This is a genomic window from Streptomyces sp. NPDC087428 (genome assembly GCF_044744085.1).
Lineage (GTDB): Bacteria > Actinomycetota > Actinomycetes > Streptomycetales > Streptomycetaceae > Streptomyces.
Window position 1 is genome coordinate 1 of the sequence record NZ_JBIUXR010000029.1, and the last position, 25,641, is coordinate 25,641.

General features: G+C 69.6%; 32 protein-coding genes. 8 read left to right on the plus strand and 24 right to left on the minus strand.

Going from position 1 to position 25,641, the window contains the following annotated elements; genetic code table 11:
* Window positions 1-57 precede the first annotated feature (57 nt).
* From ACIO3R_RS38375 to ACIO3R_RS38385, 3 genes are all read left to right on the plus strand, one after another.
* The gene (locus ACIO3R_RS38375; protein ID WP_402111703.1) at window positions 58-747 is read left to right on the plus strand and encodes a hypothetical protein; all 690 of its coding nucleotides are present in this window, start codon (window positions 58-60) and stop codon (window positions 745-747) included.
* A gap of 36 nt (window positions 748-783) precedes the next feature.
* A complete protein-coding gene (locus ACIO3R_RS38380; protein WP_402111705.1) occupies window positions 784-3,645 on the plus strand; it encodes a Helicase associated domain protein in 2,862 nt (953 codons plus the stop codon).
* A 310-nt stretch (window positions 3,646-3,955) separates the two neighbouring features.
* Window positions 3,956-5,170 (plus strand): hypothetical protein, encoded by a 1,215-nt coding sequence (locus ACIO3R_RS38385; RefSeq protein ID WP_402111707.1) that lies wholly within the window; start codon window positions 3,956-3,958, stop codon window positions 5,168-5,170.
* Window positions 5,171-5,391: 221 nt separating this feature from the next.
* On the opposite strand, the gene ACIO3R_RS38390 is transcribed toward ACIO3R_RS38385, so the two are convergent.
* The 4 genes from ACIO3R_RS38390 to ACIO3R_RS38405 all read right to left on the minus strand — a co-directional run bounded on the left by ACIO3R_RS38390 (window position 5,392) and on the right by ACIO3R_RS38405 (window position 6,866).
* Window positions 5,392-5,889 carry a hypothetical protein gene (locus ACIO3R_RS38390; RefSeq protein ID WP_402111710.1) on the minus strand — a complete coding sequence of 166 codons (498 nt, stop codon included), beginning with the start codon at window positions 5,887-5,889 and terminating at the stop codon, window positions 5,392-5,394.
* Between the two features lie 80 nt (window positions 5,890-5,969).
* On the minus strand, window positions 5,970-6,311 hold the full coding sequence (locus ACIO3R_RS38395) for a restriction endonuclease (RefSeq protein ID WP_402111711.1): 342 nt from the start codon (window positions 6,309-6,311) through the stop codon (window positions 5,970-5,972).
* Between the two features lie 91 nt (window positions 6,312-6,402).
* On the minus strand, window positions 6,403-6,627 hold the full coding sequence (locus ACIO3R_RS38400) for a LexA family protein (RefSeq protein WP_402111713.1): 225 nt from the start codon (window positions 6,625-6,627) through the stop codon (window positions 6,403-6,405).
* Complete coding sequence (locus ACIO3R_RS38405) at window positions 6,624-6,866, minus strand: hypothetical protein (protein ID WP_402111715.1); 243 nt, start codon at window positions 6,864-6,866, stop codon at window positions 6,624-6,626. The genes ACIO3R_RS38400 and ACIO3R_RS38405 overlap by 4 nt, the downstream gene beginning before the upstream one ends.
* 328 nt (window positions 6,867-7,194) lie before the next feature.
* Between ACIO3R_RS38405 and ACIO3R_RS38410 the strand changes: the two genes are divergently transcribed.
* Window positions 7,195-7,458: a hypothetical protein gene (locus ACIO3R_RS38410; protein ID WP_402111717.1), complete on the plus strand. Its 264-nt coding sequence runs from the start codon at window positions 7,195-7,197 to the stop codon at window positions 7,456-7,458.
* On the opposite strand, the gene ACIO3R_RS38415 is transcribed toward ACIO3R_RS38410, so the two are convergent.
* The 5 genes from ACIO3R_RS38415 to ACIO3R_RS38435 all read right to left on the minus strand — a co-directional run bounded on the left by ACIO3R_RS38415 (window position 7,398) and on the right by ACIO3R_RS38435 (window position 9,828).
* Entirely contained in the window at window positions 7,398-7,862 is a 465-nt protein-coding gene (locus ACIO3R_RS38415) for a DUF6415 family natural product biosynthesis protein (RefSeq protein ID WP_402111719.1), read from the minus strand. The genes ACIO3R_RS38410 and ACIO3R_RS38415 overlap by 61 nt on opposite strands.
* A gap of 44 nt (window positions 7,863-7,906) precedes the next feature.
* Window positions 7,907-8,089: a hypothetical protein gene (locus ACIO3R_RS38420; RefSeq protein ID WP_402111721.1), complete on the minus strand. Its 183-nt coding sequence runs from the start codon at window positions 8,087-8,089 to the stop codon at window positions 7,907-7,909.
* 95 nt (window positions 8,090-8,184) lie between these two features.
* Window positions 8,185-9,033 carry a helix-turn-helix domain-containing protein gene (locus ACIO3R_RS38425; RefSeq protein WP_402111723.1) on the minus strand — a complete coding sequence of 283 codons (849 nt, stop codon included), beginning with the start codon at window positions 9,031-9,033 and terminating at the stop codon, window positions 8,185-8,187.
* Between the two features lie 14 nt (window positions 9,034-9,047).
* Entirely contained in the window at window positions 9,048-9,593 is a 546-nt protein-coding gene (locus ACIO3R_RS38430) for a DUF6879 family protein (RefSeq protein ID WP_402111725.1), read from the minus strand.
* Window positions 9,550-9,828: a hypothetical protein gene (locus tag ACIO3R_RS38435; RefSeq protein ID WP_393341334.1), complete on the minus strand. Its 279-nt coding sequence runs from the start codon at window positions 9,826-9,828 to the stop codon at window positions 9,550-9,552. Before ACIO3R_RS38435 ends, ACIO3R_RS38430 begins: the two co-directional genes overlap by 44 nt.
* Before the next feature lie 242 nt (window positions 9,829-10,070).
* Here ACIO3R_RS38435 and ACIO3R_RS38440 point away from each other — a divergent pair, with 242 nt between their 5' ends.
* Complete coding sequence (locus ACIO3R_RS38440; RefSeq protein WP_402111727.1) at window positions 10,071-10,775, plus strand: hypothetical protein; 705 nt, start codon at window positions 10,071-10,073, stop codon at window positions 10,773-10,775.
* Between the two features lie 140 nt (window positions 10,776-10,915).
* On the opposite strand, the gene ACIO3R_RS38445 is transcribed toward ACIO3R_RS38440, so the two are convergent.
* The 6 genes from ACIO3R_RS38445 to ACIO3R_RS38470 form a co-directional block, all read right to left on the minus strand.
* A complete protein-coding gene (locus tag ACIO3R_RS38445) occupies window positions 10,916-11,320 on the minus strand; it encodes a hypothetical protein (RefSeq protein ID WP_402111729.1) in 405 nt (134 codons plus the stop codon).
* Between the two features lie 187 nt (window positions 11,321-11,507).
* Entirely contained in the window at window positions 11,508-11,810 is a 303-nt protein-coding gene (locus ACIO3R_RS38450) for a hypothetical protein (protein ID WP_402111731.1), read from the minus strand.
* Complete coding sequence (locus tag ACIO3R_RS38455) at window positions 11,807-12,421, minus strand: 2'-5' RNA ligase family protein (protein ID WP_402111732.1); 615 nt, start codon at window positions 12,419-12,421, stop codon at window positions 11,807-11,809. Before ACIO3R_RS38455 ends, ACIO3R_RS38450 begins: the two co-directional genes overlap by 4 nt.
* Before the next feature lie 234 nt (window positions 12,422-12,655).
* Entirely contained in the window at window positions 12,656-13,612 is a 957-nt protein-coding gene (locus ACIO3R_RS38460) for a hypothetical protein (RefSeq protein ID WP_402111734.1), read from the minus strand.
* Between the two features lie 258 nt (window positions 13,613-13,870).
* The gene (locus ACIO3R_RS38465; RefSeq protein WP_402111735.1) at window positions 13,871-14,335 is read right to left on the minus strand and encodes a hypothetical protein; all 465 of its coding nucleotides are present in this window, start codon (window positions 14,333-14,335) and stop codon (window positions 13,871-13,873) included.
* Window positions 14,336-14,490: 155 nt separating this feature from the next.
* Entirely contained in the window at window positions 14,491-15,699 is a 1,209-nt protein-coding gene (locus ACIO3R_RS38470) for a hypothetical protein (RefSeq protein WP_402111736.1), read from the minus strand.
* Window positions 15,700-16,201: 502 nt separating this feature from the next.
* Between ACIO3R_RS38470 and ACIO3R_RS38475 the strand changes: the two genes are divergently transcribed.
* Window positions 16,202-16,651: a hypothetical protein gene (locus ACIO3R_RS38475; RefSeq protein WP_402111738.1), complete on the plus strand. Its 450-nt coding sequence runs from the start codon at window positions 16,202-16,204 to the stop codon at window positions 16,649-16,651.
* A gap of 579 nt (window positions 16,652-17,230) precedes the next feature.
* On the opposite strand, the gene ACIO3R_RS38480 is transcribed toward ACIO3R_RS38475, so the two are convergent.
* Together ACIO3R_RS38480 and mobF are read right to left on the minus strand one after the other, a co-directional pair.
* Window positions 17,231-17,578: a hypothetical protein gene (locus tag ACIO3R_RS38480; RefSeq protein WP_402111739.1), complete on the minus strand. Its 348-nt coding sequence runs from the start codon at window positions 17,576-17,578 to the stop codon at window positions 17,231-17,233.
* A complete protein-coding gene (gene mobF / locus ACIO3R_RS38485; RefSeq protein WP_402111822.1) occupies window positions 17,575-19,344 on the minus strand; it encodes a MobF family relaxase in 1,770 nt (589 codons plus the stop codon). Before mobF ends, ACIO3R_RS38480 begins: the two co-directional genes overlap by 4 nt.
* Before the next feature lie 219 nt (window positions 19,345-19,563).
* Here mobF and ACIO3R_RS38490 point away from each other — a divergent pair, with 219 nt between their 5' ends.
* Both ACIO3R_RS38490 and ACIO3R_RS38495 read left to right on the plus strand, forming a co-directional pair.
* Complete coding sequence (locus tag ACIO3R_RS38490; protein WP_402111740.1) at window positions 19,564-19,761, plus strand: hypothetical protein; 198 nt, start codon at window positions 19,564-19,566, stop codon at window positions 19,759-19,761.
* Window positions 19,762-19,982: 221 nt separating this feature from the next.
* Window positions 19,983-20,288, plus strand: a complete 306-nt coding sequence (locus ACIO3R_RS38495) for a hypothetical protein (protein ID WP_402111742.1) — start codon at window positions 19,983-19,985, stop codon at window positions 20,286-20,288.
* A gap of 66 nt (window positions 20,289-20,354) precedes the next feature.
* Here ACIO3R_RS38495 and ACIO3R_RS38500 read toward each other — a convergent pair whose 3' ends face one another.
* The 7 genes from ACIO3R_RS38500 to ACIO3R_RS38530 all read right to left on the minus strand — a co-directional run bounded on the left by ACIO3R_RS38500 (window position 20,355) and on the right by ACIO3R_RS38530 (window position 25,549).
* Window positions 20,355-21,290, minus strand: a complete 936-nt coding sequence (locus ACIO3R_RS38500) for a hypothetical protein (RefSeq protein WP_402111743.1) — start codon at window positions 21,288-21,290, stop codon at window positions 20,355-20,357.
* Window positions 21,290-22,222 carry a ParA family protein gene (locus ACIO3R_RS38505; RefSeq protein ID WP_402111745.1) on the minus strand — a complete coding sequence of 311 codons (933 nt, stop codon included), beginning with the start codon at window positions 22,220-22,222 and terminating at the stop codon, window positions 21,290-21,292. Before ACIO3R_RS38505 ends, ACIO3R_RS38500 begins: the two co-directional genes overlap by 1 nt.
* 243 nt (window positions 22,223-22,465) lie before the next feature.
* On the minus strand, window positions 22,466-22,957 hold the full coding sequence (locus tag ACIO3R_RS38510; RefSeq protein WP_402111746.1) for a hypothetical protein: 492 nt from the start codon (window positions 22,955-22,957) through the stop codon (window positions 22,466-22,468).
* Window positions 22,849-23,454 (minus strand): hypothetical protein, encoded by a 606-nt coding sequence (locus ACIO3R_RS38515; protein WP_402111747.1) that lies wholly within the window; start codon window positions 23,452-23,454, stop codon window positions 22,849-22,851. Before ACIO3R_RS38515 ends, ACIO3R_RS38510 begins: the two co-directional genes overlap by 109 nt.
* 263 nt (window positions 23,455-23,717) lie before the next feature.
* Window positions 23,718-23,936 (minus strand): hypothetical protein, encoded by a 219-nt coding sequence (locus tag ACIO3R_RS38520; protein WP_402111749.1) that lies wholly within the window; start codon window positions 23,934-23,936, stop codon window positions 23,718-23,720.
* Window positions 23,933-24,610: a GGDEF domain-containing protein gene (locus ACIO3R_RS38525; protein ID WP_402111751.1), complete on the minus strand. Its 678-nt coding sequence runs from the start codon at window positions 24,608-24,610 to the stop codon at window positions 23,933-23,935. The genes ACIO3R_RS38520 and ACIO3R_RS38525 overlap by 4 nt, the downstream gene beginning before the upstream one ends.
* Before the next feature lie 168 nt (window positions 24,611-24,778).
* Complete coding sequence (locus tag ACIO3R_RS38530) at window positions 24,779-25,549, minus strand: hypothetical protein (RefSeq protein ID WP_402111752.1); 771 nt, start codon at window positions 25,547-25,549, stop codon at window positions 24,779-24,781.
* Window positions 25,550-25,641 lie beyond the last annotated feature (92 nt).

A 25,641-nucleotide genomic window follows, 5' to 3' on the forward strand; every position in this document is an offset into this window, starting at 1 on the left:
GGGACACCCCCCAACCATCCGGGAACCTCCCCGAAATTCCGAGAGGAACGACCGCAGATGACCGGTCACCACGAATCTACCGGACCCGATCCCGCGCTGAGCAGCGATTCCATCCGCAGAGTCGGCCAGTACCAGACGGCAGGCGTCAATGCCCGGCTCCGACTGTTCGCGCTCCTGGAGGCGCAGGGTGTGCCCGCGAGCGAGGCGGACGACTTGGTGGCCGCGCTGGAGGCCGGAGCGGTCGCCGGGGCGCAGAGCGAGGTCGTGGAGCTGGAGGGCACGGGTCCGCGTTCGCGGGGCGCGGTGTTCGAGGACGGCTGGGATGACGGTGTGAGGGCCCTGAGCGAGGCCCTGGTGGGCATCGCGGACCGGGAGTGGTCCCGGCGCGGCGGCCGGTCGGCCGGGGCCGCTGAACTGGCCGTACACATCGCGTACGTGAGGCAGCGTGAGCGCGTCGACCTGGTGCGGCTGGAGCGGTACGTCCGGGAAGCCGTCCTGCCGGCCACTCACCCGCACACCACCAGGCGCCGCCAGGTCCTGGAGGCGCTGGGCGAGGCCGGCGGTCTGTGCACGGCCCGGACGCAGAACGCGGATGGGGACGTCATCGTCTGCACGCTCGATGCCGGGCACTACGACCCGGACGACAAGCCGCCCTTCAAGGACGGAAAGCCAGGCGGGTGGCACAAGGCGGATGCCTCGATCTGGAACGACTTGGGCGCGGCATGCATTCCGCACGCAGTCGTCTGAACCACCACAAGAATTCACCGCTCGGGGAGGCACGGAATGTCAGTGATTCGGCTCAAGGAACACCAGGTAGATCAGCGCTCCGCGTTTAGGAAGTGGGTGGGATTCCCTGCAAGGTCATCTGTGCCCCCGCAGGGTGCCCGGGGCACGATCGTGTCAGCGACCGGCTCGGGCAAGACGATCACGGCCGCCGCGTGCGCGCTGGAGTCGTTCGCGGACGGCCGGATCCTCGTGACCGTGCCGACCCTGGACCTGCTCGCGCAGACCGCCCAGGCGTGGCGCCTGGTGGGCCACCGGGCCCCGATGGTCGCGGTGTGCTCGCTGGAGAACGACGCAGTGCTGAACGAGCTGGGGGTGCGCACCACCACCAACCCGATCCAGCTCGCCCTGTGGGCCGGCCACGGGCCGGTCATCGTGTTCGCCACGTACGCCTCTCTCGTGGACCGCGAGGACATCACCGCACCGACGGGTCAGGGGAAGGTTCGCGGGCCGCTGGAGGCCGCTCTGGCGGGCGGAGAGCGGCTGTACGGGCAGCGCATGGACGGATTTTCGCTCGCTATCGTGGATGAGGCCCATGGAACTGCTGGTGATCTTGGTCGTCCGTGGGCGGCGATCCACGACAACAGCCGGATCCCGGCGGACTTCCGGCTCTACCTCACCGCGACCCCGCGCATTCTCGCCGCGGCCCGCCCGCAGAAGGGCGCGGACGGCCAGGAGATGGAGCTCGCGACGATGTCGGACGACCCGGAGGGGACCTACGGTGCGTGGCTCGCGGAGCTCGGTCTGAGCGAGGCCATCGAGCGCGAAATCCTTGCCGGATTCGAGATCGACGTGCTGGAGATTCGCGATCCCTCGCCGGTTCTCGGGGAATCGGAGGAGGCGCAGCGGGGCCGGCGTCTGGCCCTGTTGCAGACCGCCCTGTTGGAGCACGCTGCGGCGTACAGCCTGCGTACGGTCATGACGTTCCACCAGAAGGTCGAAGAGGCCCGCGCGTTCGCGGACAAGCTGCCTGAGACGGCTGCCGCGCTGTACCTGAACGACGCCTCCGACGCCGATCTGGCCGCCGCCGACAAGCTGCCGAAGTCCTCGATCGACGCGGAGTTCTACGAGCTGGAGGCCGGCCGCCACGTACCCCCGGACCGCGTGTGGTCGGCATGGCTGTGCGGCGACCACCTCGTATCCGAGCGGCGCGAGGCGCTGCGCCAGTTTGCCAACGGCATCGACGCGGCCGGACGCCGGGTCCACCGCGCCTTCCTCGCCAGCGTTCGCGTTCTCGGAGAGGGCGTGGACATCACGGGTGAGCGGGGAGTCGAGGCGATCTGCTTCGCGGACACCCGCGGCTCCCAGGTGGAGATCGTGCAGAACATCGGCCGGGCGCTGAGGCTCAACCGCGACGGCTCCACCAAGGTCGCCAGGATCATCGTGCCGGTGTTCCTGGAGCCGAACGAGGACCCGACCGACATGGTCGCCAGCGCCTCGTTCCGCCCCCTTGTCGCCATCCTCCAGGGGCTCCGCAGTCATGATGATCGACTTGTCGAGCAGCTCGCCTCCCGGGCGCTCACGAGCGGCAAGCGCAAGGTCCACGTCCGGCGGGACAATGACGGGCAGATCGTTGGGGCCGGCGGGGAGGGTGACGGCGAGGACCAGGAGGACGACGACACGCAGGCCGCCGCCGAAGCGGCCCTGCTCCACTTCTCCAGCCCGCGCGACGCAGCGACGATCGCGGCGTTCCTCCGTACTCGGGTCTACCGGCCCGAGTCGCTGGTGTGGCTGCAGGGCTACCAAGCCCTGATCCGCTGGCGGAAGGAGAACGAGATCACCGGCGTCCACGCCGTGCCCTACGACATCGAGGTCGAAGTGGGGGTCACGAAGTCGTTTCCGCTTGGCCGGTGGGTCCACCAGCAGCGCAAGGCGCTGCGGGCCGGGGAGCTGGAGGACCGCCGCAAGACCCTGCTGGACGCGCCGGAGGCCGGGATGGTGTGGGAGCCGGGCGAGGAGGCGTGGGAGAACAAGCTCGCCGCGCTCCGCTCCTACCGACGGGCCACCGGGCACCTCGCGCCCCGGCAGGACGCCGTGTGGGGCGAAGGCGAGGCGATGGTGCCCATCGGCCAGCACATGGCCAACCTCCGCCGGAAGGGCGGCCTGGGCAAGGACCCGCAGCGGGCCGCCGTGCGCGCGGCGCAGCTGACGGAGATCGACCCGGACTGGGACTGCCCGTGGCCGCTGAACTGGCAGCGGCACTACCGGGTGCTCGCCGACCTCGTCGACGCCGACGGCGTGCTGCCCTACATCGCGGGCGGCGTCATGCACGACGGTGATGACATCGGCACCTGGAGGTGGCGTCAGCAGGAGCCGGGTACCTGGGCACAGCTCCTGCCTGAGCAACGCGAGCGGTTGACCGTCCTGGGCATCCGCGGCGCCACCCTCCCTGTGACCGCCGCCGCCCTGGCGGAGCTCCCTGCGGCGCCGGCCGACGCGGCCTCGGGCCCGAGGAAGGCCGGGAGCAAGGCGGAGGCGGCGTTCCAGCGGGGTTTGGCAGCTCTGGCGCAGTGGGTGGAGCGGGAAGGGCAGCGGGCGGTGCCGCGCGGGCACAGCGAGACGATCACGGTCGACGGTGAGGCGGAGCCGGTGATCGTGAAGCTGGGTGTGTGGAATTCGAACGTCAAATCGAGGAGGGACAAGCTCAGCGCCGACCAGCTCGCCGCCCTCGCCGCGCTGGGCGTCGACTGGGCGGGAGCGGTCCGAGTCGCCCAGGACGCTCCGGCGCAGCCCGCCGCCGTACGGGCCGCACCGCAGCGCAGTCACCACGATGAGTGCGACAAGTCGCTCTACGAGGGCGGTACGTGTACCTGCGGCCTCATCGAGCAGTACGGGCCGCCCTCCGAACGGGACAACTACTGACCGCTCTCCCGGCTGGACCCCGGGCCTCTTGAGGCCCGGGTGGTCCAGTGCTGTGGCCGTAGTCGGCCGATGGTCGCAGGTCAGGGGTGCAACGCGGACTCTGTTGCACTCCCATGTTGCAGGGCGGTGTTGCACGAGGCGCTGTCAGCCCCCGTGCGGTCGGGCGCGGGCCTGGAGGCCAAGCTGGCGAAACAGGCGGGGGAACGTGGAACCCCGTGCACTGCCTGCTGGGAAATGCCAACGGCCCGGGGCGGCCGAGTCCGTACCCTTGAAAGAACTAGAGGTTCAATTCATTCCAGGTGAGGCCAAGTTGAGCGAAGAGGGCGTTGTTGTTGTGCCTACCTCCAGTGTGGTCACGACGTTCGATGAAGTACCCGGTCTGATGCAGAGGATTCGGCCGGACTGGCAGGCGAAGAAGTTGATCGAGAGGGTGCGCCGCATCCTGCCTGTCGACCCGAGCAGTGCTTGTCAGCGTCTGTTCAACGCCGCCGTTCGTGATCTCAAGGACAAGATCCTGATCGTGGGCGTTGGCATCGCGGGCGAGGCCGCCAGAGCTGCGAACCCGAAGCTCCCGCCAATCCAGAACGCTGAGGACGTCGAGCACTACACGACCTCTAACTTGATCAAGCTTGCCTACCGCATCGGGCTTCTCAACCGTGCCGAGTGGCGCAAGATGACGCGGGTGTACGACATCCGCAAGGACCTCGAGCATGAGGACTCCGAGTACGAAGCGGCATTCGAGGATGTCGTGTACACCTTTGCAACGTGCATCGACGCCGTGTTGTCGAAGGACCCGATTACGTTGATCGAGGTGCACGAGGTAAAGCAGATCATCGAGGCATCCGGCCCCATCACTCTGGACACCCGCCTTCTGGCCGACTTCGAGCAAGCACCAAACCAGCGCCAGCAGGAGATCGTCCAGGTCCTGGTGAGCACGGCCCTGAGCAACTCCGAAGCCGATGTCGTCCGTGAGAACGCCTACCTAGTGCTCCAAGAGCTGCGCAAGCTCACTCGAAATGGTGTCCGCCTAGCCGTCGCCAAGGACCTGCTGGACCGGCTTGGGCGTAGCTCGCTGGATGAGCTCACCGTACGTGTGGCCCACGCTGCTGGACTGCTTCCGTACCTCCACAAGGGACAGCGGAAGGACTTCTTCACGCAGCAGCTCGACAAGCTCAACGGCATCGGCCACCACTGGAAGCAGCACGAGGAGCACGGCCCCGCGCTGCGGCTGTTTGAGGAGTTCGGCGGCATTGCCGAGATTCCTGACGACGTCAAGCCCGCCATCGTCAAGTGGATGGTGCGCTGCTACATCGGCGAGCCCGGTGGGTACGGAGCCGGCCTCAATCGGAAAGTCTTCTACAGCAACCGAGCCGCCCCCATCATCGAGGAGCTCTTCCTCAACAGCCGAGGTGACGTCCAGAGGGTTGTCGATGCTCTCCAGTCCGATAAGGACGTCCGACGCTCCTGCGAGAACGAGCACGTGAATCGTCGTTTCCAGGACCTACTCGACATCGTCGGAAGCTGATCTTCCCCGGGCCGCCAGAGCCACCGCTGGCATGGTCGTGTACAGCTCCTGACCCGCACCACCTGAACCCGTCCGCGGGGCCGCGCATCCGTCTCAGCCGACGAGCAGCCGGGAACAAGTAGCGGGCCGGGCAGGGTGATCCTGTCCGGCCCGCTGACACGGATCCTGATCAGTGTGGAGCACCGAGGTAGTACCGCGAACGGGCTCCTGCACGCATCGGCCTACGGTGTGGGGGCTTCTCCGCCACTGCGCTGGTCCTCGAACAGATCGAACTTGCCGAAGTCCTCAGCAACGGGAAAGACCGTCTTCGCGTAGAGCGCGTACTGGCAGATCGACGAATGTTCTGCTGAGGAGAGTTCCAGCTGCTGACGAATCTGTGTGGGCTCCCGAAACCATTGGTCAATGCGCATGAACTGAAGGGCCGCTGTGCCCTGGTGAGGCTCGTAAACGATGCGGTTCAGCCCTTCCAACACCTTTGCGTGGGTAAGGGACTCACGCCGACCAGCGGGATCCGTGAACGACACGCTCCACGACCACTCATGGCCGTCGCTGAGTTCCACGTCGGGCGGGAAGCGACCTTCGAAGTCCCTGTAGTAGTCGGCCCTGGGGCCTGTCACGATGCGCTCCCACTCCGCGTCGCCCAGCCAGGGTGATGTTTCGAGGAATCCCTCAGTAATCTTCCGGGTCTCCTCGTCGGTGATCAGGTGTCCCCCACCCATAGCTCACTCCCCTTCTCGTGGCTCTGGTCACCCGCCGCTGTCCGTGCCTGGAACAAGCGATGACCGTTCGGCCAGCGTACCTAGACGTGAGGCCGCCGTGAGGCGGTCGAGACGCTCGTACAGGGCCCGTACGATCCTTGGGCGCAGCGTGCCGTGCCTGCCAGGGTGCCGGCCAGGCAGCGCTTTGCTTCCGCGAGAACGACGTTGGCCGGTGCGAGGGCATGGCGGTCCTGGGGCAGGCGGGCGGCGGCGCGTTGTACGTCGGCGGCCACCGATCGTGCGGCGCCAGTCAGCAGCGCGATCTGTTCGTGGTGCGCCGTGGCAAGAGCGGAGTCGCCCTTCCGGGCAAGGACGGCCTCCACCAGGCACTGATGGGTTGCGTGATCGAGGGGGAGCTTCTCCTCGAAAGTTCTGGTGTACATCAGGTTCGCGGCATCGTTCCCCCCGCTCCGGCGGTCATAGCGAACGACCGACTCTCCCTGCTACACGGACTGGCGGCAGGCCGCTGCCTCTTCACGGCTCAGGTCCGAGGTGGCAGGAGCGCCACCGGTGCCCGGTGCGGCTGATTAGTCCAAGGGCTTCCAGTCGACCGAGTTGGTAGGCGACCGAGCTGCTGCTGGACAGGCCCACCCGTTCTCCGATCTGCCGGATCGAGGGCCCCTCTCCGTAATCCGCGATCCAGTTCCTGATCACCCGCAGAATCTGGACCTGCCGATCAGTCGGGGCCCCGGCGCTCACGCCGCCCTCGCTGCGCGCCGGTCACCACGGGCCTGACGGCGCAGCTCGGTCCGGTCCGCCGGCCTGCCGGGCAGTTGGGTGTTCCAGAAGGGGTGCCACCAGATGCGGGCGGACAGGATGAGCAGGCGGCGGCGCAGTGCGGTGTTGCCGTGCTGGCGGGGTGTGGCGAGGGCGTCGTACGTGGCGTTGAGGTCGCGCTGGGCTTGGACCAGGTCGGCGGGGAAGGTGGAGGCATCCATTCCCGTATTAGATCGTGTGTTCGATTTCCTTGTCACGTCTGGACACGCGTGTCCGTGCTTGCAGCCCGATCATCCGCACGACTCCTACCGGCAGCCACTGAACATGGCGGGGGGCCTGCAACGCACGGTTCTGCACCGGCTACGCACCTCCATCCAGGGCATCGGCGCAGGTCAGGGGTGAAACGTGCAGGAGCGTTTCACCGGTGGCGTTTCACTGCCACGGGCTGGTGTTGCACCTGTATGGGCTGCGCAGCGGGCAGGGACTCTTCGTGGTGAAGGCACACCGATTCCCGTCCTGGTGGACCCCATGTCGCACCAGACTGGTCGCATGACACAGGGACCGAGGGTGTACGGCAGCGAGCGTGATGACCCTGAACCCGGGCCGCAGCCCGGCCGCGACTACCGCGAGCTGACCGGTGGGCCGCTGGATGGGCAGCTGATCGAGGTGACCGGCTGGACGGAAGAGGAGATCACCACCGGCGCGTTCTTGATCACCCCTCACAGCGCATACGGACCGGGCGGGCGGGCCTCCTACGGGCCTACCTTCAGCCGTCCTGGCGGTCCTTGGGTATGGGAGGGTGACACGCCCTGATCGGCTGCGGGCGCGGCAGACGGACCGGTTGCGGTCTCCAGGCGGTCCAGCCGTTCGTAGAGGGCACGAACAAGCCGGGCACGGTTCTGGGCGCAGTGCACAGTGCCCTCGATCGTCGTAGCCAGTCTGCCTTCTGCCTCGCGCAGGACGACGTCGGCGAGCGCCTTGGGTCCGCTGTCCTTCGGCAGCTGGTTCGCGCGGCGCCGTACGTCAGCGGCGACCGCGCGGGCGTGGCCGGTGAGCTGAAGGGCGATCTGCTCGTAGTCGCGTACGGCGAGCATGTCCTCGCCGGTCCACGCCAGGACGGCCTTGACGAGGCACTCGTACGGTTCGCGGTCGAGCGGGAGTTCCGCCCCGAGTAGTCCGTCGGGGTCGTACAGGGCCGTGTGGGTGCTGGTGTGCATGGCGAGCCTCGCTGCCGGAAGTGTCGTGTGCGGGTGGCCAGCGGTCACCACTGGCGGCCCTCGCTGCCGTCGACTCCGTCGTCCTGGTCCTCGTCGTGCTCGCCGAGGAATCGGGCGAAGCCGCGGTCCGCGCGGGCCAGCAGGGTCGGGGAGGGGATTCCGTAGGCGGGCGACTGGATTCCGCGGCCCTCCCGGGCCGGGGCAGTGGAGTCGGTGTGTGCGCGCATGAGGCCCCGCCTTCCAGCTGGTGGTCCGTCGGTGCCATCGACGCTACGCACCCACAGTCCGCGCTCTCAACGAAGTTGCGGAGAATTGCGGAGGTTCACTCCAGGGCGTCGATCGCGGCCCGGATGAGGGCGCGGGCGGCGTCTCCGTAGACGGCCATCTCCGCGAGGCCGGCGAACGCCTTCAAGTAGTCGGCGAGCTCGCGCGGCTGCGTCACCTTGATCTCAGCCGTCAGCGTCTCCACCACGGCCATGGTGTCGTCATGGACGTAGAACGCCTCCAGCGGCCACACGGTGCGCTGCGCGGTGAACGGGATGATCCCCAGCGAGACCGAGGCGAGGGGCATCACGGCCAGGAGGTGGCGCAGCTGCCCGCACATCGCCTCGGGGCCGGCGGTGCGGTAGCGCAGGACGGATTCCTCCATGAGGACGACGTAGCGGTGGCCGCCCTCGTAGAGGAACCGAGAGCGGGCGATGCGGGCGGCGACCGCTTCAGCGATGTCGTTGGGGGTGCCTTGGAAGGTGGTGATCTGCTCCATGAGGGCGGTGGCGAAGCCGGGCGTCTGAAAGAACCCGGGCGGGACGTTGGAGACGTAGACCCGGCAGACGCGGGTCCGCTCGTGCAGGGTGTTCCAGTCCTGCTGGACCTTGCGCATGCCGCCCTGGTGCAGGCGGCGCCACTCCAAGTACATGGAGTCGACGGCGCGGGCGGTGGCGACGAGGTCGTCGGCCTGGTCGTCGGCGCCGCACGCCGAACACCATGTGCGGATGTCGGTGTCCGAGGGCGCGGCGTCGCCCTTCTGGATGCGGGTGGTCTTCGCGGGGTGCCAGCCGCACCGGGCGGAGAGGTCCTTCCCGGTGAGGCCGGCGTCCTTGCGTAGGTGCTGCAGGCGTACCGCGAGGGCTACGCGGGCTCCTTGGGCGCTGGACGAGGGAGAGGCGGGCATCGGCAGATCGAGTCCTAGACGGTGTACTTCTCGTGCGGGATGCCGCGCTCCCACACGGTCTCGAACGCCGTGGCGCACAACGCGGTCGCGGCGGTCTCCCTGGTGCGTTCCTTGCCGTCCGTCGCCCAGTCGCCGGTGCCGGTGAAGTGGTGGAACTGCACAAGCCGTTCGTCCAGGAGCCAGAAGTCGTTGCCGGGCAGCGGGATGTCGGACGCGCGGCGGCGGGGCAGCCAGCGCACGTCCTCTCCGGCCTGAAGGTTGAGCGGGGTGATGGCGTGCTCGTAGCGGATGTAGTCGGTGACCGGCTCGGAGACGATCCGCGCGCGGCGCATCACCACCCCGCGGGTGACCGCGTCCTGAACGAGCGGCATCCACTGCGGCCAGAACGAGCGGCCGGGGTCGAGGTTCGGGACGCCGGTGCGCAGGAAGTTCTCGAAGTCGTCCGTCTCGTCGCCGACGGCGTAGACGTCGCGCATCTCCAGGTGGACCGCTGTGTGATGGGTGTCGGCGAGCAGCTCAGCGAACGTCGCGGTGTTCAGCTGCTGCGCGTTCAGCGGCATCGCACGCCTCCTTGAGAATCTGCACCATGCGGAACGGGATCCGGATCACCCGCTCGTGTGCGGGGATTCCGGTCTTGTGGCCGGCTACCCACTCGGTGGAGCCGACCAGGGACTTCAGGAGGGCGTCGGCTTCCTCGCCCTGGAGGACCAGGTCCGCGCTCTCCTCTTCCACCCACACCGTCGGCGATCCCTCTCCGCCGGTATTGGGGTCGATCCCGACGAACCGTAACGTCATCGCGTACTCCCGTGTCGAGTCGGTTGCGCTTAGTTGCGCTGACCGTCCCGCGTCCCGGCCCCCGCGGTCAAGACCGGGGCCGGATCAGTCCCTCGTACGGTCAAAAGCGCGCCGAAAGCGACAGCCTGATGGGCCGGACAGGTGGCCGCCGGGCCCGTGGCGTGCCGGGGCTGACGGGTTGCCGGTTGGGGATTCAGCGGACCGATCGGCCCGCGCACCGGGTCACGTCTGCGAGGCACAGCATGGGACGTCACAAGCAGCACAAGCCGCGCCGCCCCCGGGGCGAGAGCGGCCAGCCGACCACGGAGTGGTTCGGCACCGCTTTCCACTCCACCCAGGGGATGCAGCACCTGGACGTTCGCCAGTCCGGCAACGGCATCCTGATCACCTCCTCCCCCGCCGAGATCGACGGCGTTGCGGCCTCATGGCCGCTGCGCCTGCGCAACGACGCCGACGGCGGGCTGAACGAGGTGGGCGCGGCCCTCACGGCCGGGCGCGGCCACGTCTTCGGCGTGACCGAAGGCCCCGGCCACAGAACCGTCCTGGCGTTCATGCCCGACCATCCCGAGGAAGGCGTCGGCACGCTGGCCCGGGTCCGCACCCCCGAGGACCCAGACGGCGACGTCGTCTTCGAGCGGAGCGCGGAACGACCGATGGGGCTGTGGGCCGAAGCAGGGGAGAGCCTTCTGCGGATCCTGCCGCTGCTCGGTCCGGACGCGCCGCCGACGGACGAACTCGAGGACTGCCGCCTGTGCCCTGGCTGCTACCGGCCCGTCTACGAGAGCTCTTCCTCGCACACCCTGATCGGGGCCGGTCCGATGCCGTTGATGGGGCTGTGCAGGCTGTGCGCCGAGGGATCCACGCTTCGCTCGCTGCGCCAGGCCGACGTGCCCATCGACACCCACCAGCGCGCCGTACTGGAGACGGTGGCCGCCGCCCTGGCGTAGCCGGGTCGTCGACGCCGATCTCGTACCAGGGATCGCCGCGCTTCAGCGGGGCAGGGTGGGTGTTCACCCAGACCGCGGCGCGCCCTCTACGACGGCGGCGAGCGCCTGGAGGCGGCTACCGCCAGCCAGACCTTGCGTCTTCAGCTGGCGTAGAAGTCCTGCAGGGTGTCATCGAGGTCTCCGAGGGTGTCTTCCTCGCTACTTATATCGAGGGCGCTCAGCATGCCGATGCATGAGGCGGAGTAGCGTCCGAGTGCGACGATGAGGTCGTAGTACCGCTCCTCGTCCTCGTCGAACAGGCGGGCCAGGAAATCGGCGGTCTGCTTCACGCCTGGCGGTCCGGTCAGCATCGTCTCGATCATCTTCACCACATCGCGCTCTGGGATGCCTTCCGGGAGCCCGACCGTGAGCTGGGATATCAAGGCTTCCACTTCCACCCCGCGCTCCTTCGCGAGCCAGAAGGTGAGACCTGACGCGGCCATCCCTGCGCCGGTGACAAGCTGAGTGACGTGGTCGATTCCGCCGGCCTTCAGATCGGCGTTCACTGCCGTGAGCACTACACGGCACACCGGGTCGTCAGCGCGGACAAGCGCTGGTGACGCCAGGGGTTGGAGGGCCGCTCGTAGCAGCTGCATCACGGGTTCGGATAACGAGTTCATAGCGTCATCCTCCCGCCTTTGCGCTGCTCACCGGCGGGCATTCTGCAACCTCGGGTAGCAGGAGATCCGTTGGTCAGGGTGATCCGGTAATGATGAGGGCTCCGTCGCCGCCAGCCCGGCGTATGTCCCTCATCTGCAGTGGTGGCGAGGCGTAGAGGAGTGTGCCATCCCGGTACAGCCAGTACTGGAGCTGCGTCACCTTCTCAAGGTTCCGGCGCTGCTGTGGGTCAGCATCGGGCAGCACCAATTCGACGAAACCCCGTCCGTCCTTCAGCACCCCCTGGACGACGATCGCGCCCACTGCGGTGAACGATGTCCCCGTCGCGATCAGGTCAACACGGTCGCCATGGATCGGGCGAGTGCCAGGAAAGCTCATGCGGAACCCTTCAGGGGAATCGACGCGATCGGCTCCCACTTGATCGTCGCGCCGTCGTGCCACTGCTCCACGAGGTGGATGCGGTCCGCGCGCACCGTATGCGACAGCGGGGCCTCGAGGCCGGCCAACGCCGCCCGAAGACTGACGGGATCAATCTCCTCGGAGCCCGGACCGGTGTAGGCGATGGACATGTGGGGGTAGCGGCTGGCCGCCGGGCGGAATGCGGTGCGCTGCTCCTGCGTGAGCTGGGTGATGCTCTCCACCAGGCGCGAAAACGGGGCTCCGGGCCAGCCGCTGATCTCGATCGCGACGGGGGCAATGGCCGGTCTGTCGAAGGTGAGCGTGAACGGCGCCACCTGCTGGGCATGCGCGCGCACGTCCCTCACGAGCGCATCGACGTCGACGTCAGCGGCAGAGATCCCGACCGCGTGCAGGAGAGTGCAATGGAGCCACTCACTCGGCACCCGTACGAGCCCCGGCCTTGAGAACACGGTCTCGGGGTAGGACGCGAGCAGCGCGTCTGCCTCGCTCGCTGCCGGGAGGATGTGCCAGTGCAGGTCACGCCGCCCCACCGGCCATGCCTTCGCCACCCGCTCGAAAAAGTTCTCCACCCGCGTCCTCTCCCCCGAATCTTCCGCCAGAGCCTGCCACCTTTCACGCACCCCATGTACTGGATTCGCCAAGGAACATGAGGTTCAAGGGGCGGGCTCTCGGGGCGTATCGCCGGAGTAGCAGAAGCGGCAGCTGACGCCGGGCCCGGGTACCCGGGTATGCGAGGTTCCCACTCCCCACCGGCCCGTGCCCACCGGAGTCCACGCGCTGCGGCGAGGGCCGGCCCTCCCAGATCAGCTCGTGCCGACGGGACGGGCGTCCAGCGCCGTACGCAGGCGTCCCGCGATGGGCTGGTACTGCTGGACGAAGCCGGGGTCGTTCAGCCGGTCGGGCTCGGGCAGCTGCTTGTGCGGGTCAGACCGGCGCTGCCCGGCGAGCGACCAGCCCATGGGGCGCAGTCCGGCACGGTCCATGTCCCGGTCGACTCCCGCCAGGTAGTCCGCGTCGACGGGCAGCTCCCAGTTCGACTGCCAGATCACCCCGTCCAGGGCGATGGGGAGGTGCGGGAATCCGAAGAGGAAGCCCAGACAGCGCTCGCGCAGCACTGCCGCGCTCTGCTCGGGGCTCAGCGGGACGCCCTTCTCTTCGTTCCCGGGGCCGGGGAGTGCGGTCCTGCAGTCGGTGTCGGGGAAGATGTCGATCTCCCCGATCACGACGTGCGCCGTCGCGTTCTCACGATCGGGGTAGGACCAGTACTTCGGCACAAGGACGATCACGTCGTAGGTGCCGAGAGCGTCGGCCACCGCCGACGCGAGCGGGCTGCGGTCGGTGCGGGGCAAGCCGCGGTCGCTCTCCTGCGAGGCGTGGCGGACCTGCCACATGCAGGCGTGGTGTGCCAGGAGGCCGGGGCCGTCCGGCGAGGCCCACAGCGTGCTGGTCGTCGGCTCCGGCGGGGTGGCCGGCTCAATCTTGCGGCGGCCCCGGCCGCGACGCGCACCGCTCATGGTCCAGCTCCAGTAGTCCTCGGCTTCCTCGAGGAGCAGGACCCGCTGTCCGCTGTGTGCCCAGGCCGCCGCGATCCCGCCGACCAGGTGGTAGAGGTTCCCTGAGCGCTCCGCCAGGAACCGCAGGACGTGCGGTGCGTGCGGCGCATAGCCGGTCCCCGCACGGCGCAGGGCCTCGGTGTACTTGGCTCCGCTCCGGCTCGCCTTGCGGGCGGTCTGTGCGGCGGTGGACTGGTTCTTCGGCATGACGTACTCCTCTGCCGGGCCGGGCCACGCCCCCGGTCCCGGCTCGTACGACTGCCGTGGACACGACGAAACGCAGAACGGGAAGGAGCGGGCCCCGCAGGACCTTGACCCCCGCGTCCGGCGGCGTGGCTCCGGAGACGGGCGGTGATCGGCAGTACGCACTAGCCGGGCAGGATACTAACCGGCACAGCCACACCGACCGAAGCCACAAGCCGCCGTATCCCCCGAACGGACGAGGTCTGCGAATGTCCGTGTCGCTCAGGCGTCCCCGGCCACCGGCTCCCACAGGGAGCGGGCGCGCCCGGTCCCGTCGCAGTGGAAGCAGCAGCCGTTCGCGGCATCGTCGCGGTCGCTGATGGTGTAGGTGGCGTCACGGAAGAGCCGGGTGAGCCCGGCGGTGTGCGCGGTGTGGATCGGGAGCTCCTGCCGTCTGCCGAGCGTGAGCTCCAGGGCGACGCCGGGGCCAGCGAAATGGGCGCGGGGCAGGTTGCCGGTTATCGAGCGGAGCGTCTCGTTCACCTCGTGCATCGTCTCCGCGCCGGTCAGCTGCACCCGGGCCGCGAGGATCGTGTCGGCTGCTGCGGTGAAGGACAGCAGCCCGGCCGGACGGGCGAGCGGGCCGATACGACCCACCGCGTCGGGATGAGTGTGGTGAAGCTGGACCAGGGCGTGCCACAGGTCGCCCGGCAGATCCGGCGCGGTCTCTTCTCTGCTGCGTCTCATGAGACCGGTCTATGGCCTGGCACTGGCGTACAGCCGGGATCGGGTTGTTCTCTCCCGTACGGCGACGCCGCGACTTCGCGGGCCGTCCCGCCGGGCGGGCGGTCACACCCAGCCGGCGGGCAGCCAAGCCCAAGCTCCCCTCGGGCTTGGCCGGGTCAGGTTCGCCGGCGGAACCAGCCGCGACCCCGGTCCGGCTCGGAGTCGTCCTCCGGCTCCGGCGGCGCGGCGGCCTGGCGGCGGGCGGCTTCGGCGGCGGCTTCCTTGCGGGTGACGTCGTCGGCGTGGCAGGTGTCGCACAGGGACGCGTCCCCGGCCGTCCAGGGGCCACCGCGCGCGGTGGTCTCCTCCCAGCGCTGGTCGGTGAACTTCGCCCCGCACCGCTTGCACACGGGGCGCTGTGCCTCCCGCTCAGCGGCACGGTGCCGCTCTTCCGCCGCGTCGGCGCGGGCCTCCTGGTCACGGAAGAGGACATCGCCGTCAGGGTTGTCGAGCGCGGCCGTCAGCTTCTGCTCGCCCTCCCGTCCCAGCCGCCGCCACACCTCCGCGTCCGCGCCGTGCTCCGCCAGCTGCTCCAGGGTGGTGACGACGACGGGCACCGCCTGGCCGTAGTCCTTCGCGGTGATCCCCCGGTGGTAGGTCTCGTACCGGCGCGGCGCCCAGTAGGCGCGGCCGGCCTCCTCCAGCACGGCAACCGTGTTGTCGACCTTCGCCTCGGTGGTGTCCGCGAACACGAACGCGAGAGGCACCAGGCCCTCCCGGCCGGTCGGCGGGTAGAACCGGCGCCACAGCCGCTGCTCGTGATCGACGTGCTCGATCGCGTCCGGCCGCGAACGGACCCGGTCCGCAGTGCGCTTGTCCGCGTCCTTCGGCAGCAGCCGGCCCCACTCCCAGTACCGCCGCAGCTTGGCCACCAGGTCGTGCGCGTCCTCGGTGCGGCGGTCGATCTCCAGCAGCAGCACCGGCACCCCGGCCTCCGGCGCCCGCACCACCAGGTCCGCCCGCTGTACGAAGCTGCTGCCGAGCCGGTGCCCGATCTCGGTCTGGAAGCCGAGCCGGTGGCCGATCCCGGCGCGGTGGAGTTCGGCGGCCGTCGAGGTGACCGCCGCGGCGTGGTCGTCGTAGCCGGTGCCGAGCAGCTCCCCGGTGTCCGGGTCGTACTCCTTCTTGCGCAGCACCGAGACCCGTATGCCCTTCGGCTCCAGCAGCTGCTTCGCCTCTGCGTGTCCTCGCTTCGTCAGTACCCACACCTGCCGCTGGTCCTCCTGCACCGACTCGATCCTCACCAGGTGGTGGTCCTCCAGATCCAGGAGGTTGTCCCGCGTGAGCCGGTCGTGCTGGTTGTCGGGGCGGGTCAGCTTCCACAACTGATCGGGCGTAGCCCTCTGGAAGATCCCCAGCGCTTGCAGCAGCTCCCGACGTCGAGGCTCGGTCGAAGTCCTTCTGTGCTTTGGCTTCCTAAATACAAGAGGGTTGTCGGCGCTGCGACGGCCCCCCTTCCGGCGTGCCTGACCTGCGGAAACGCCCGGTCCTTGGCGTCGAGGCGCGGAGGGGGTGATGGAGGGGTCCACGGAGGGGGCATCTCCGGCCTGGACAAGGGGCGGCTCGGGGCCGTCGGCGGTGCTCGCCACAGGGTGCTCCTGGAGGTGGGGCGGGCCTGTCCCGCCGTTCACCTTCTACAGGTGTCGTTTTCGGCTCGTGTGTGACGCCGATCTTGAAAAACCTCTCTGCCGTGACCGCATCGTGATCAACCCGAGGGGGGAGAGTTCTCCCCCGTCAGCGGCCGGACTCTGTCCACAGGGGCGCAGTTCGAGGGTGTCTTCGAGGCCGCCGCGAACAGCGGGGCGGCCCCTACGTGAGGAGCTGTCCATGTTCCAGAACCCGCTCGTGCCGCTCGCCCCGATGACGCCGGACACGGTGCTCAGTGCCTTCCGCTACCTGCGGGCTGTGGAGGCCGGCGACACCGAAGCGGCTGCCGGGTTCGCCGACGCCGATCCGCGGATGCCCGAACTGCTCGCGGACGTCGCGGAGCGGATCGTCCTCCCGGTCACCGCGCTGTGCGTCATCGACCCGGACCCGTGCGACGACTCCTTCGCCCTGGCGGCCGTCGGGCAGGTCCTCACGGCCACCCTGCGCACCTGGGCACAGGCCGGGCCGGACGCGGTAGAAGGCGTGGCCCACATGGTCATCGCCTTCGTCCGGCAGGTCCTCACCCAGGAAGAGATCGGTGAGACCGTCGCCGACGTCCTGCGCCTGATGGAGGACGTCGGCCTCGACCAGGCCCTCGATGCTCACCCGATGCGCCCGACCACCGCGTAGCGCGCACCGGGGAGGCGGTGGTGCGCATCGCGCGCGCACCACCGCCGGACGGTGCGCCGCGCCGCGCGTCCGGGGGCGCGCCACCGCACCGCACCGGGCGCCACCGCACGGCGGCGGGCCTTTTATCACACACCCCCTTGACTTCTGTCTGATCGACGGCCGATACCGGCTCTGGCAAGGGGAAACGCTCCGCTATCCAACGTGGTCAAGGGAAAACGTGCGCCCGCCCGAACCTGGACAAGGGGTCGCTGCCCTCCCGCCCGGAGGCGGACAAGGGGTCGGGCCGCCGATGCGTACGACCCGGGCGGGTGCGCACCGGGTGGAGTCCGGAACATCGGTGCCCGACCTCGTGATGCGCGCGAGAGTGCCGGGCATCGTCGCGAGGCTCACCGGGTGCGGTGGCGGACATCGTGGTGCGCACCGGAGTGGCGTCCATCGTTATCCGGTGCGCACCACGGTGGCGTCCACTCGGTGGCGTCCATCGGGTGGAGCCCACTGAGTGGAGCCCACTCGATGTCGTGCATCGCCACTGGATGCTGAACATCGTCGGCTCCACTCGGTGGACGATGCCGGGCATCGTCACCACAGCCAGGCGTTGGAGTGCCGCACCCGGGACAGAGCTCGGGCGTCGCGGCGCGCGGCCGCGTTGCCGATCCGGCTCTGCAGGGAGCGGGGCCGGCGGGACTCCCCGGCCGCGAGACGGCGCTTTCCGGCGTCCTGGAGCCGCCGCCGCTGCTTGTGCAGCTCCAGCTTCTTCGCCGCCTTCGACTTCGGTGTCCGGGGCCGCTTCCAGACCGGCTGCCACCCCGCGGGCTCATCGGGCTCGGGCTCCTGGTCCTCGTCGAGCGCGGCGTCCATCTCCTGGTGGGCTGCGCGGGCTCGGGCGAGGGCGTCCTGGGGGTTGGGCAGTTCTTCCGGGGTACTCACGCGACTCCTCCTGTGGGCCTGCCCGGCGTGTGCTGGATGCCGGGCTGCTGGGTGTGCGGGGGCGGGGACGCCGCCGGGTCGGGCTGTGGACGCAGGCCGTGGGCGACTTCGCGTGCCCGCTTGCTGTCCTGGATCGTGGCGGCCAACTGCGCGGCGGCGGCTTCCATCGTTTGGCGGGTCCGTTCCACCGTGTCGACGCCGGTCTCCGGCTCCAGGAGGTGGTCGGCCTTCGGTCCGGCACGGAACGGCCGCGGGTACGTCCTCGATGCAGCGAGCACGGCGACGGCGTGCGGCCGGGAGCGAGAGCCCAGGCGCTCCGCACGTCGCGCCGCGTTTACCCGGGCGGCCAGGGCACCGGCGGCGAGGCGGGCCCGCTCGTACGGGGGCGCGGTGCGCTTGCGGGTCAGCGGGCGCAGCACGGCCTGGTCGTCGGTGTCGCGCGGGTACAGGGCGGACAGGTCGGCGGTCCTCGTCCGGCCCCGGCCGACGGGCCGGGTGTAGTCGTCGACGGCCGTCTGCACGATCTGTTCGTCCAGGCCCGGCTGGTGGGGTCGGCCGCGCAGGACGTAGGAGAGGTAGCGGCGGGCTTCGGCCAGTAGGTGGTGGCGTTTGAACGCCCCACGCATGACGTACACCACGGCGACGACGTCGACGGCGGCCAGCACTATGTCGACCACCGGCCGCACCCGTGCCCACACCGCCGCGGCTGCTGCTCGCGCCCGCTCCGCCAGACGGTCGACGACATCGGCGCCGAACACGGCGACCGCCGACTCCCGCCATCCCTCGCGCAGCTCGGACAGCGACCGCAGCTCCTTGCGCTTGGGCGGGCGCGTCCGGTCAGCGGCCTTACAGGCCAGCGCATAGCCAGCCCGCTCCCCCGGGGCATGTCCGTGGTCCTCTTCGTAGTCGGCCACCAGGACGGACAGTGCGTCCTCGATCTGCTGTCGGCGGGTCGACTGCCAGCCGATGAGCCGCTGATCAACCCCAGCAATCTCCATCACGGGCCGGCGGCCGGGCGTCACCTCACGCGGCTCCCACGCCCACCCGAGCCGGGCGGACACCTCCTCCATGAAGAACAAGAGGTAGAGCATGTCGGCGGCGACGATGTTGGCCAGCAGCGTGTCCGCCGACAGGTTGCCCCACGAACCCGCCTCGTCCGGCCGCCGGGCGCGGATCGACACCACCGCATGATCGTGGAGCAGCGGCCTCGATTCCGTAGCTCTGGACTCGTAGTGCCGGAACACCGCCACGATCAGCCCGCCGTCCCGGATCGGCTGGCGGCGCTTGCCGCCGCTCCCCGACCGGATCTGCGCGACCGACTCCCCCAGCCACGCCAGCGTCTTGTCCACGGAGATGTCCTGGCACAGCTCCAGCACCCGCCGGGTCTCGTCATCCATCAGCGCCCACGCGATGTGCGCCGTCGGCGGCGGCCGGAATACCAGGTCCATGCCCAGCCAGGGCTTCCGCTCCTTGGCCTTGTCCGTCTTCGCCGACCGGTTGTGCTCGATGGGCCTGCCCAGCACAGTCGCCCGCCGGGCCTTCGCCGGATCGTCGCCCGCCTCCAGACGCTCGCGCTCGATCCAATCGGCGCCCGGGTGCCTGCCTTCCCCCAGGAGCAGTTCGGCCTGCCGCTCGCTCACCACGTCCCCAGCCGTGAGGCCGACAGCGGCCAGGCCCCGGCCCCGCCAGACGCCGGGCGGGACGCCGGCTTCGTCCTGGGCGTCGCGCAGCGCCTTGCCCGCAGGGCGGCGGCCGTCGCCGACCATCACGCCACGGAAGAGGTAGCGCACCCCGCCACCCGGGCGGAGATCCGATTTACTGATCACCGGGCCATGGAACACCCGACCTGACCTGCATAAAAGCGTGATCCGGGGCCCTTCCCGCCGGGCGGGAGGCCATCACCAAGTCTTTACCGCGGGGCCCGCCAGGCGGGACGCCACAGCAGCCCGAGACGGTAAGCCAGCGCCGTGTGCACAGTTCGCCGCATGACCAACGAACTGCTCCACGGAGACCTCTGCCCGCTGTGCTGCCGACCCCTCACGCTGCCCACGACCACCGTCGTCCACTCGAACGTGCCGTACCCGACCCGGATCGACATGGTGCCCCACTGCACCAGCTGCGCTGGCGACATGGCCCGTGCGCAGGAGTGGGCCGACCTGATGCGCGCCCGCTACGAGAGCTGACCCCGGCCGTGCGATTACTGCGCGCCGACCACACGAGCACCACCCGCCACGAAAACGGACGGCAACTGACTCCAGCGTCATCGAGCGCACACCGGTGCCTCACACCCCCCGACAACTGACCACTGCTGACCGCGCCACGTCACTGACGCCCTTCAACGCGAACAGCCACCACTGCCCCCGGCCACCGGTCGGGGGCTTCGTGCTTCCCGGAGGAGTTCGCCGTGCCCACGTACGAGACCCTGCCGCGCTTCGCTGCCGACCTGGACCGCCTCACCCCGGAACAACGCCGCAAGTTCCGCCAGACCGTGGCGGCCTTCGTCGAGGACCTGCGCGCCGGAGGACGCTTCCGCGCCGGCCTTCGCGTCAAGCGTGTCCAACGGACGACCGGGGTCTACGAGATCACCTGGGCCATGGGCACCGGACCCGCAGGCCGCGCCACCTGGCAGTACGGGCCCGCGCTCCGCCCCAACACCCCGCACGTGATCTGGCGCCGCATCGGCACCCACGACATCCTCACCGGGCCCTGACGGCTCGGCAACGCGGAAGGCCGGCCCAGGTGGTCTGGGGCCGGCCTTCGTCATCGACCTCGGAGGTCACTCCGCCTTCGGGAGCCTGATCGCCACTGCCCTGTCGATCTGCTGGAGCAGCGAGCCGATCTCCTGGATGAGCGGGACGGCGACGTCGGGCTGTGCTTCGACGGCCCGGCGTGCTGCCGACTTGTTCACCTTCTTCGCCGCCTCCTGGAGGGAGGCGAGGGTGTTCTGCAGTCGCTCGATGTCCTTCGTTGCAAGGAGGTCTGCCTTGCTATTGCTGGGCTTCTGGCTCGACTCCCCATTTGGGGAGTCGCCGCCGAGCGAGGTGATGTCGGGGACACCATCGTTCTTCTCGTCGGCGTCGGACTTCTTCTCCGGCGCCTCCAGGAGCTCGCGGACACGACGGCCGACGTCGGCGGGCTTGGCGTCCTTCGGGAGGAACCCGAGGTCGCCCACCACCTTCTCTACGAGTTCCCCTGTGACGCGGGGGCTGCATCGGGCGATGGTGTCGTAGACCGTGATCGCGACCTTATCGTTCGTCTGGCGGCGCAGCTCGGTCATCGCGCGGACGTGGGACTCCGGCGGCTTGTGCCCGAGGTTGGCGAGAGCTTCACCGACGCGCCATTCGTCGATGAGCCGGTAGAGCTGGGATTCGGAGACCTCCCAGGTGTCCCAGACCCATGCCGCGTAGTTGGGGTTCTCCTCGCGGTGGAGCTTGGCCACGCTCATGGTCTCGAACGACTTGCCTGCGATCCAGAAGGCGTTGCGGAGGTTGTCGACCCCGGCCTTGCAGGCTTCGAGGTCCGCGCGCTCCTGGTCGGACAGCTCGTCTTCGCTGTGAGGCTGGTACGGCGCGGGGATCAAGGCGAGGGAGGTGCCGGGCAATGGTTTGACCACCACGCTCGCCGCACCGGCCGCTGCCGCCAGACCTCCGCCGAAGAGGCCGCCTGCGCCCTGGCCTTGCTGGGCTTCTTCGTCGACGTCGAACAGGCCCATCAGGCCCTCCTCCTAGTGTGGTCGAAGATTTCCTGATTCAGCTCCCGCATCTCCTTGGCCAGCGGGACGATCGTGTCCGGGACGACGTCGGCCGATGTGGCGCGGCCGGCCTTCACGTCGTAGGTGGTCGCGGTCGTCGGGAGCAGGTCGGCGTACTCGCCGAACAGCAACCCCTTCTTGCGGGCGTTGCGGGCGGGCACCTCTCGGTATCCCACGATCGTCTCCAGGATCGGCGTGCCCTCGCCCAGAGCCGTGCGGATGTCTTCGTAGACGGCCGCGTGCATCAGCGTGGCCGCACGGTTCGAGCCGTAGAGGAAGGCGCCGGCCATCTGGAGGTGAGGGTTCACCTGGGTCTTCACCAGCTTGAAGTTCTTGCTGATGCGCTCCATGCCGCGGACCGAGGAATCGTCGGAGCGGGTGGGCACGATGAGGTACTTCGCGGCGGCGAGCACCAGCTGCTCCAGGGAGTCCTTCTCCGGGGCACTGTCGAAGATGATGCGGTCGTAGAGAGGTGCGATCGGGGCCAGGGCCTGTGCGAGCGACATGACGACGCCTGCGCCTTCCTGGAGCGTGCGCAGCATCAGGAGTCCGTCGATCTCGCCGACCTTGGGGCCGCCAGGCATCACGTCCAGGTTCGGGCGTACTTCCCGGATCGGTCGGAGCGGGGTGCGATCGTGTATGGCGCTGTAGAGACCCTCACCGTCTATGACGGACGGGCCCTCCGGGTGGATTCCGCGGTTGAACCGCTTGATGCCGAGGTCGTCGTCATCCTGCCCGGTTACGCAGATGAGGAGGGTCCGCTCCCCGGCAGCCGCGGATTCGCCGGCGAGGTGCGCGGCCACGGTGCTCTTGCCGACGCCGCCCTTCCCTGTGCCGACAACGGTACTTCCCTCGGGGGGTTCGATCGGCTGCGCTGCGCTTGGGTTCAGCACGGGGGGTGCCCTTCCTTGTTACTCATGCGTGGGCCGCACCGTGCGCGGCAGAGGCATCTTGACACACCCAGAACCCTTGCCAGGACTGGCTTGCGAGCATCGCTCCCCAATTGGGGAGCCCATTTCTAGGTTCATGATCCATCGAGTGCTGGACTGTGCGGAGTTGACGGCTCCGAGTCCAGAAACGAAAAAAGCCCTGCCCTCGGCACGGGGCCGGAGGCAGGGCTTCGGGTAGAACAGGCGTCAGGCCGACCGGGCCTTGAGGACGCGCGGGAGGTGGGCGTGGAGGTGATCGACTTCGACCTGGCGGCCGCGGTCTCGGAGTTCGCGGGCAAGGATTTCAGTGAGACCGCATGCCCTGTGGCGACCTCCTGCGCAGCCGATGGCGATGCGGCGGGGGCCGGCGGGAAGGGTCGCGTAGTCGACGAGGTTGGCGAGGAGTTCGCGGGCGCCGGGGGTGTTGAGGACGACGTCCTGAACGCGGGGGTGGTGGCCGTCGAGGTCGAGGATGTCGCGGGCGGCGGCCGGGTCGCGGAGCCGGTCACGGACGTCTTCGATCCGGTCGGCGGCGGGCGGGACGGGCTGGCCGTCTGGGCCGGTGGGCAGGTGCAGGTATCCGAATGAGATCAGGCGGATCGGGTGCACGAGGTGGCCTCCAGGTCGTGGGTGAGGGTGGCGTGCTGAGGAAGTGCTGCTTCCGGCTCGGGGCGGAGTGCGGTGACCGGCGGCAGCCACAGGTGGGTGCAGTGCCGGCAGCGGTGGTAGTGGCTCCATCCGGTGCGGTCGGGCCCCTTGGTGAAGCAAGTTGAGCGGCTGGTGCGGGCGCAGGCCGGGCACCGGGATGGGATCGCTATGTCCTCCCGCTCCAGCCACTCGATGGCGATGAAGGTGGCGGGCTGGGCGGTGGGGGCGTCGGGGTCGGCGTCGTCGACGTACCAGGGGCAGTCGTCGTCCGCGCCCGCCCTGACGGCCTGGATGTGGGTGCGCCTGGTCCCGAAGCTGAGCAGGTCGGCGAGTTCGTTGGTGGGCACGATGCGCTCTCCGAGCACCCGCCGGTGGTAGACGCTGGTGACGGCCAGGACCGTGCGGTCGGTGAGGTGGCCCAGGGCCAGGAGGCGGTCGCTCTCCTCGCCCAGAGCGGCGGCCGGGATGCCGTGCAGGCGGTCGAAGCCCGGCTCGGTGCCGGACAGGACGAACAGTTCGTCGGCGGCGGCGTCGGTGAAGACGGTCACGAAGGTCTCCTCAAGTTGAGGGGGCGGCATCCGGGGCGGCCGGGCTCGTGGCCGGCGACCGCCCCGGGCCGGACATGGGTGAAGCGGGCCCGCCGCCGCACCTTTCGGTGGGGTGGTTAGCGGGTGGTGTCGGTGCCACGAGGAACTGGCCGGTGGCGAGGTCCATCACGACGTGGGCGTCACGGCCCTGGTCGCGCTGCGCGACGGGCCAGGAGTGGGGATGGCGTCGACCCAGCCGTCGACGGTGCAGTACGTGGTCTCCATCAGCTGGCATCCGCCAGGGCCTTGGTGGTGCGGGGGGAACGGGGTCGGGACGTGTGCTGCGCGTGGAGCAGGAGTTCGCGGTTGCGGCGCTGCTGCTCCGGGGTGATCGGCCGGAGTTTCGGGCCCTGGCGGTGCCAGAGCGGGGAAGCGGGCGGCTCGGGATAGGCGAGGTGGTCGTCCTGCGGAGTGCTGCTCACCGGCAGGGTCGCGGCGCTCATGCGGCTTGCCCCCACATCGCTGTACCCGGCCTGCCCGCCCGGCGGCCGTTGATGGACGGCGTCGTGGCGTGCGCGGCGGTGGCGAGGTGGGCGCGGCCGGTGTGCTTGCCGTCGTAGAGAGCGGCGTCGGCCGCCCTCTGTAACGCGGTCAGGTCGCGGGTGCCGAGCACGTCCGGCGTCGCGGCGCCGACCGACGCGGCGACGTCGACCGTGCGGCCGTCGTCCAGGACCACCGGTGTGTTCAGCATCCGAACCAGCTGCTCCAGGCGCTGCGCGCGGCGGCCGGGGGTCAGCTCGAGAACGACTGCGAACTCGTCGCCTCCGAGGCGGCCTACGGCGGCGTGCGGGCCCGCCCAGGCGGTGAGCCGGGTACCGATCGCGGCGAGGACGGTGTCGCCCGCCGCGTGGCCCATGCCGTCGTTGATCTGCTTGAAGTGATCAGCGTCAACCATGAGGATGGCCGCGTTGTCGCCGTGGCGGGCCAGAAGCCGGCGGGCGCGGGCTGTGTAGGCGTCGCGGCGCAGAAGGCCGGTCAGTGGGTCGCGCTTCGTGGCTGCGAGCTGTCTGTGCAGCGCGACGGCGTGAACCACCCAGCCGGTCAGCGGCACAGCAGCAGTGGTGAACAGGAGAGTGCGCGGGCCGAACCGGCCCCGGGTCTGCAGGACGGAGTCCATACTGAGGCTCCCTCTCGTCTCGTACGGGATGGGTGGCCCGGGACGGCCGATGGTTTTCCGGCCGTTGCGGCCGTCCCGGGGTGAAATCGTCTGGTCCTGATGTCTGTTGCTTGAGGGACCACCGCGACCGCCCCGGCCTTCGCGGGCCGGGACAGCACGGAGCGTCCGTCAGGCAGCGACGGCGGCGGGGGAGTCGAGGCCGACACCGCGGAGCGCGTCGAGGACGTACGGCTCGAAGCGGCTCTGGTGCTGGGTGGCGACCGCGTGGCCGGTGGCGCGGCCGTAGGCGTAGCAGCGGGCCATCATGCTGGCGTCGGTGTCGGCGAGGGCCTGGTCGACGGTGTTGCGCGCGAGGTGCTCGATCCAGGTCTGGGCGGCCGACTCACGGCGGTTGCGCGAGACCCCCATGGCGACAGAGTCCGCCCACCGGCCGCTGCCGCAGGTGGGGCCGCCGCACTGCTCCCAGTTCCACTTCCTGTCGCTCATGACCTCGGGGTCGGCGTCCCAGTCCGCAGCCCAGCGCGCGGCCCGCTCGGGGATCTCCTGCTGGATGACGTTCAGGACGTCGCGGCCGGAGGGACCGAGCGCGCGGTGGGCCTCGGTCTCCTCGAGGACGCGGATCTGGTGGGAGAGCAGCCGGTAGGGGTAGTAGCGCTGGCTCCAGTTGCCGGTCTCACCGAGCGGCTCCACGATCCACAGCCGCACGGGCCAGGTGACGGGCCAGATGCCGGTGTCCTCCAGCGCCTCGCCGACGCGCTTGACCATACGGAAGTACGAGAAGCGGCTCTCGTCGAACCACAGGTTGGTGCAGGGCTTGGGGTGGTCGATGACCTTGCCGACGCTGGCGGAGAGGTCCACCGGGGTGCCGGCCTCGCGGGACATCTCGATGATGCCGTCGGCGGAGGTGGCGATGTACCAGGTGACGGGCTTGCGGGCCATGCGGTCCTCCGTGAAGGGGTGAGAGCGGCCGGGCCGCTCATAACTGGAAGTTGATCGGGGTGCAGGGATCGTCGGTGCTTCCGTCGGCGGTG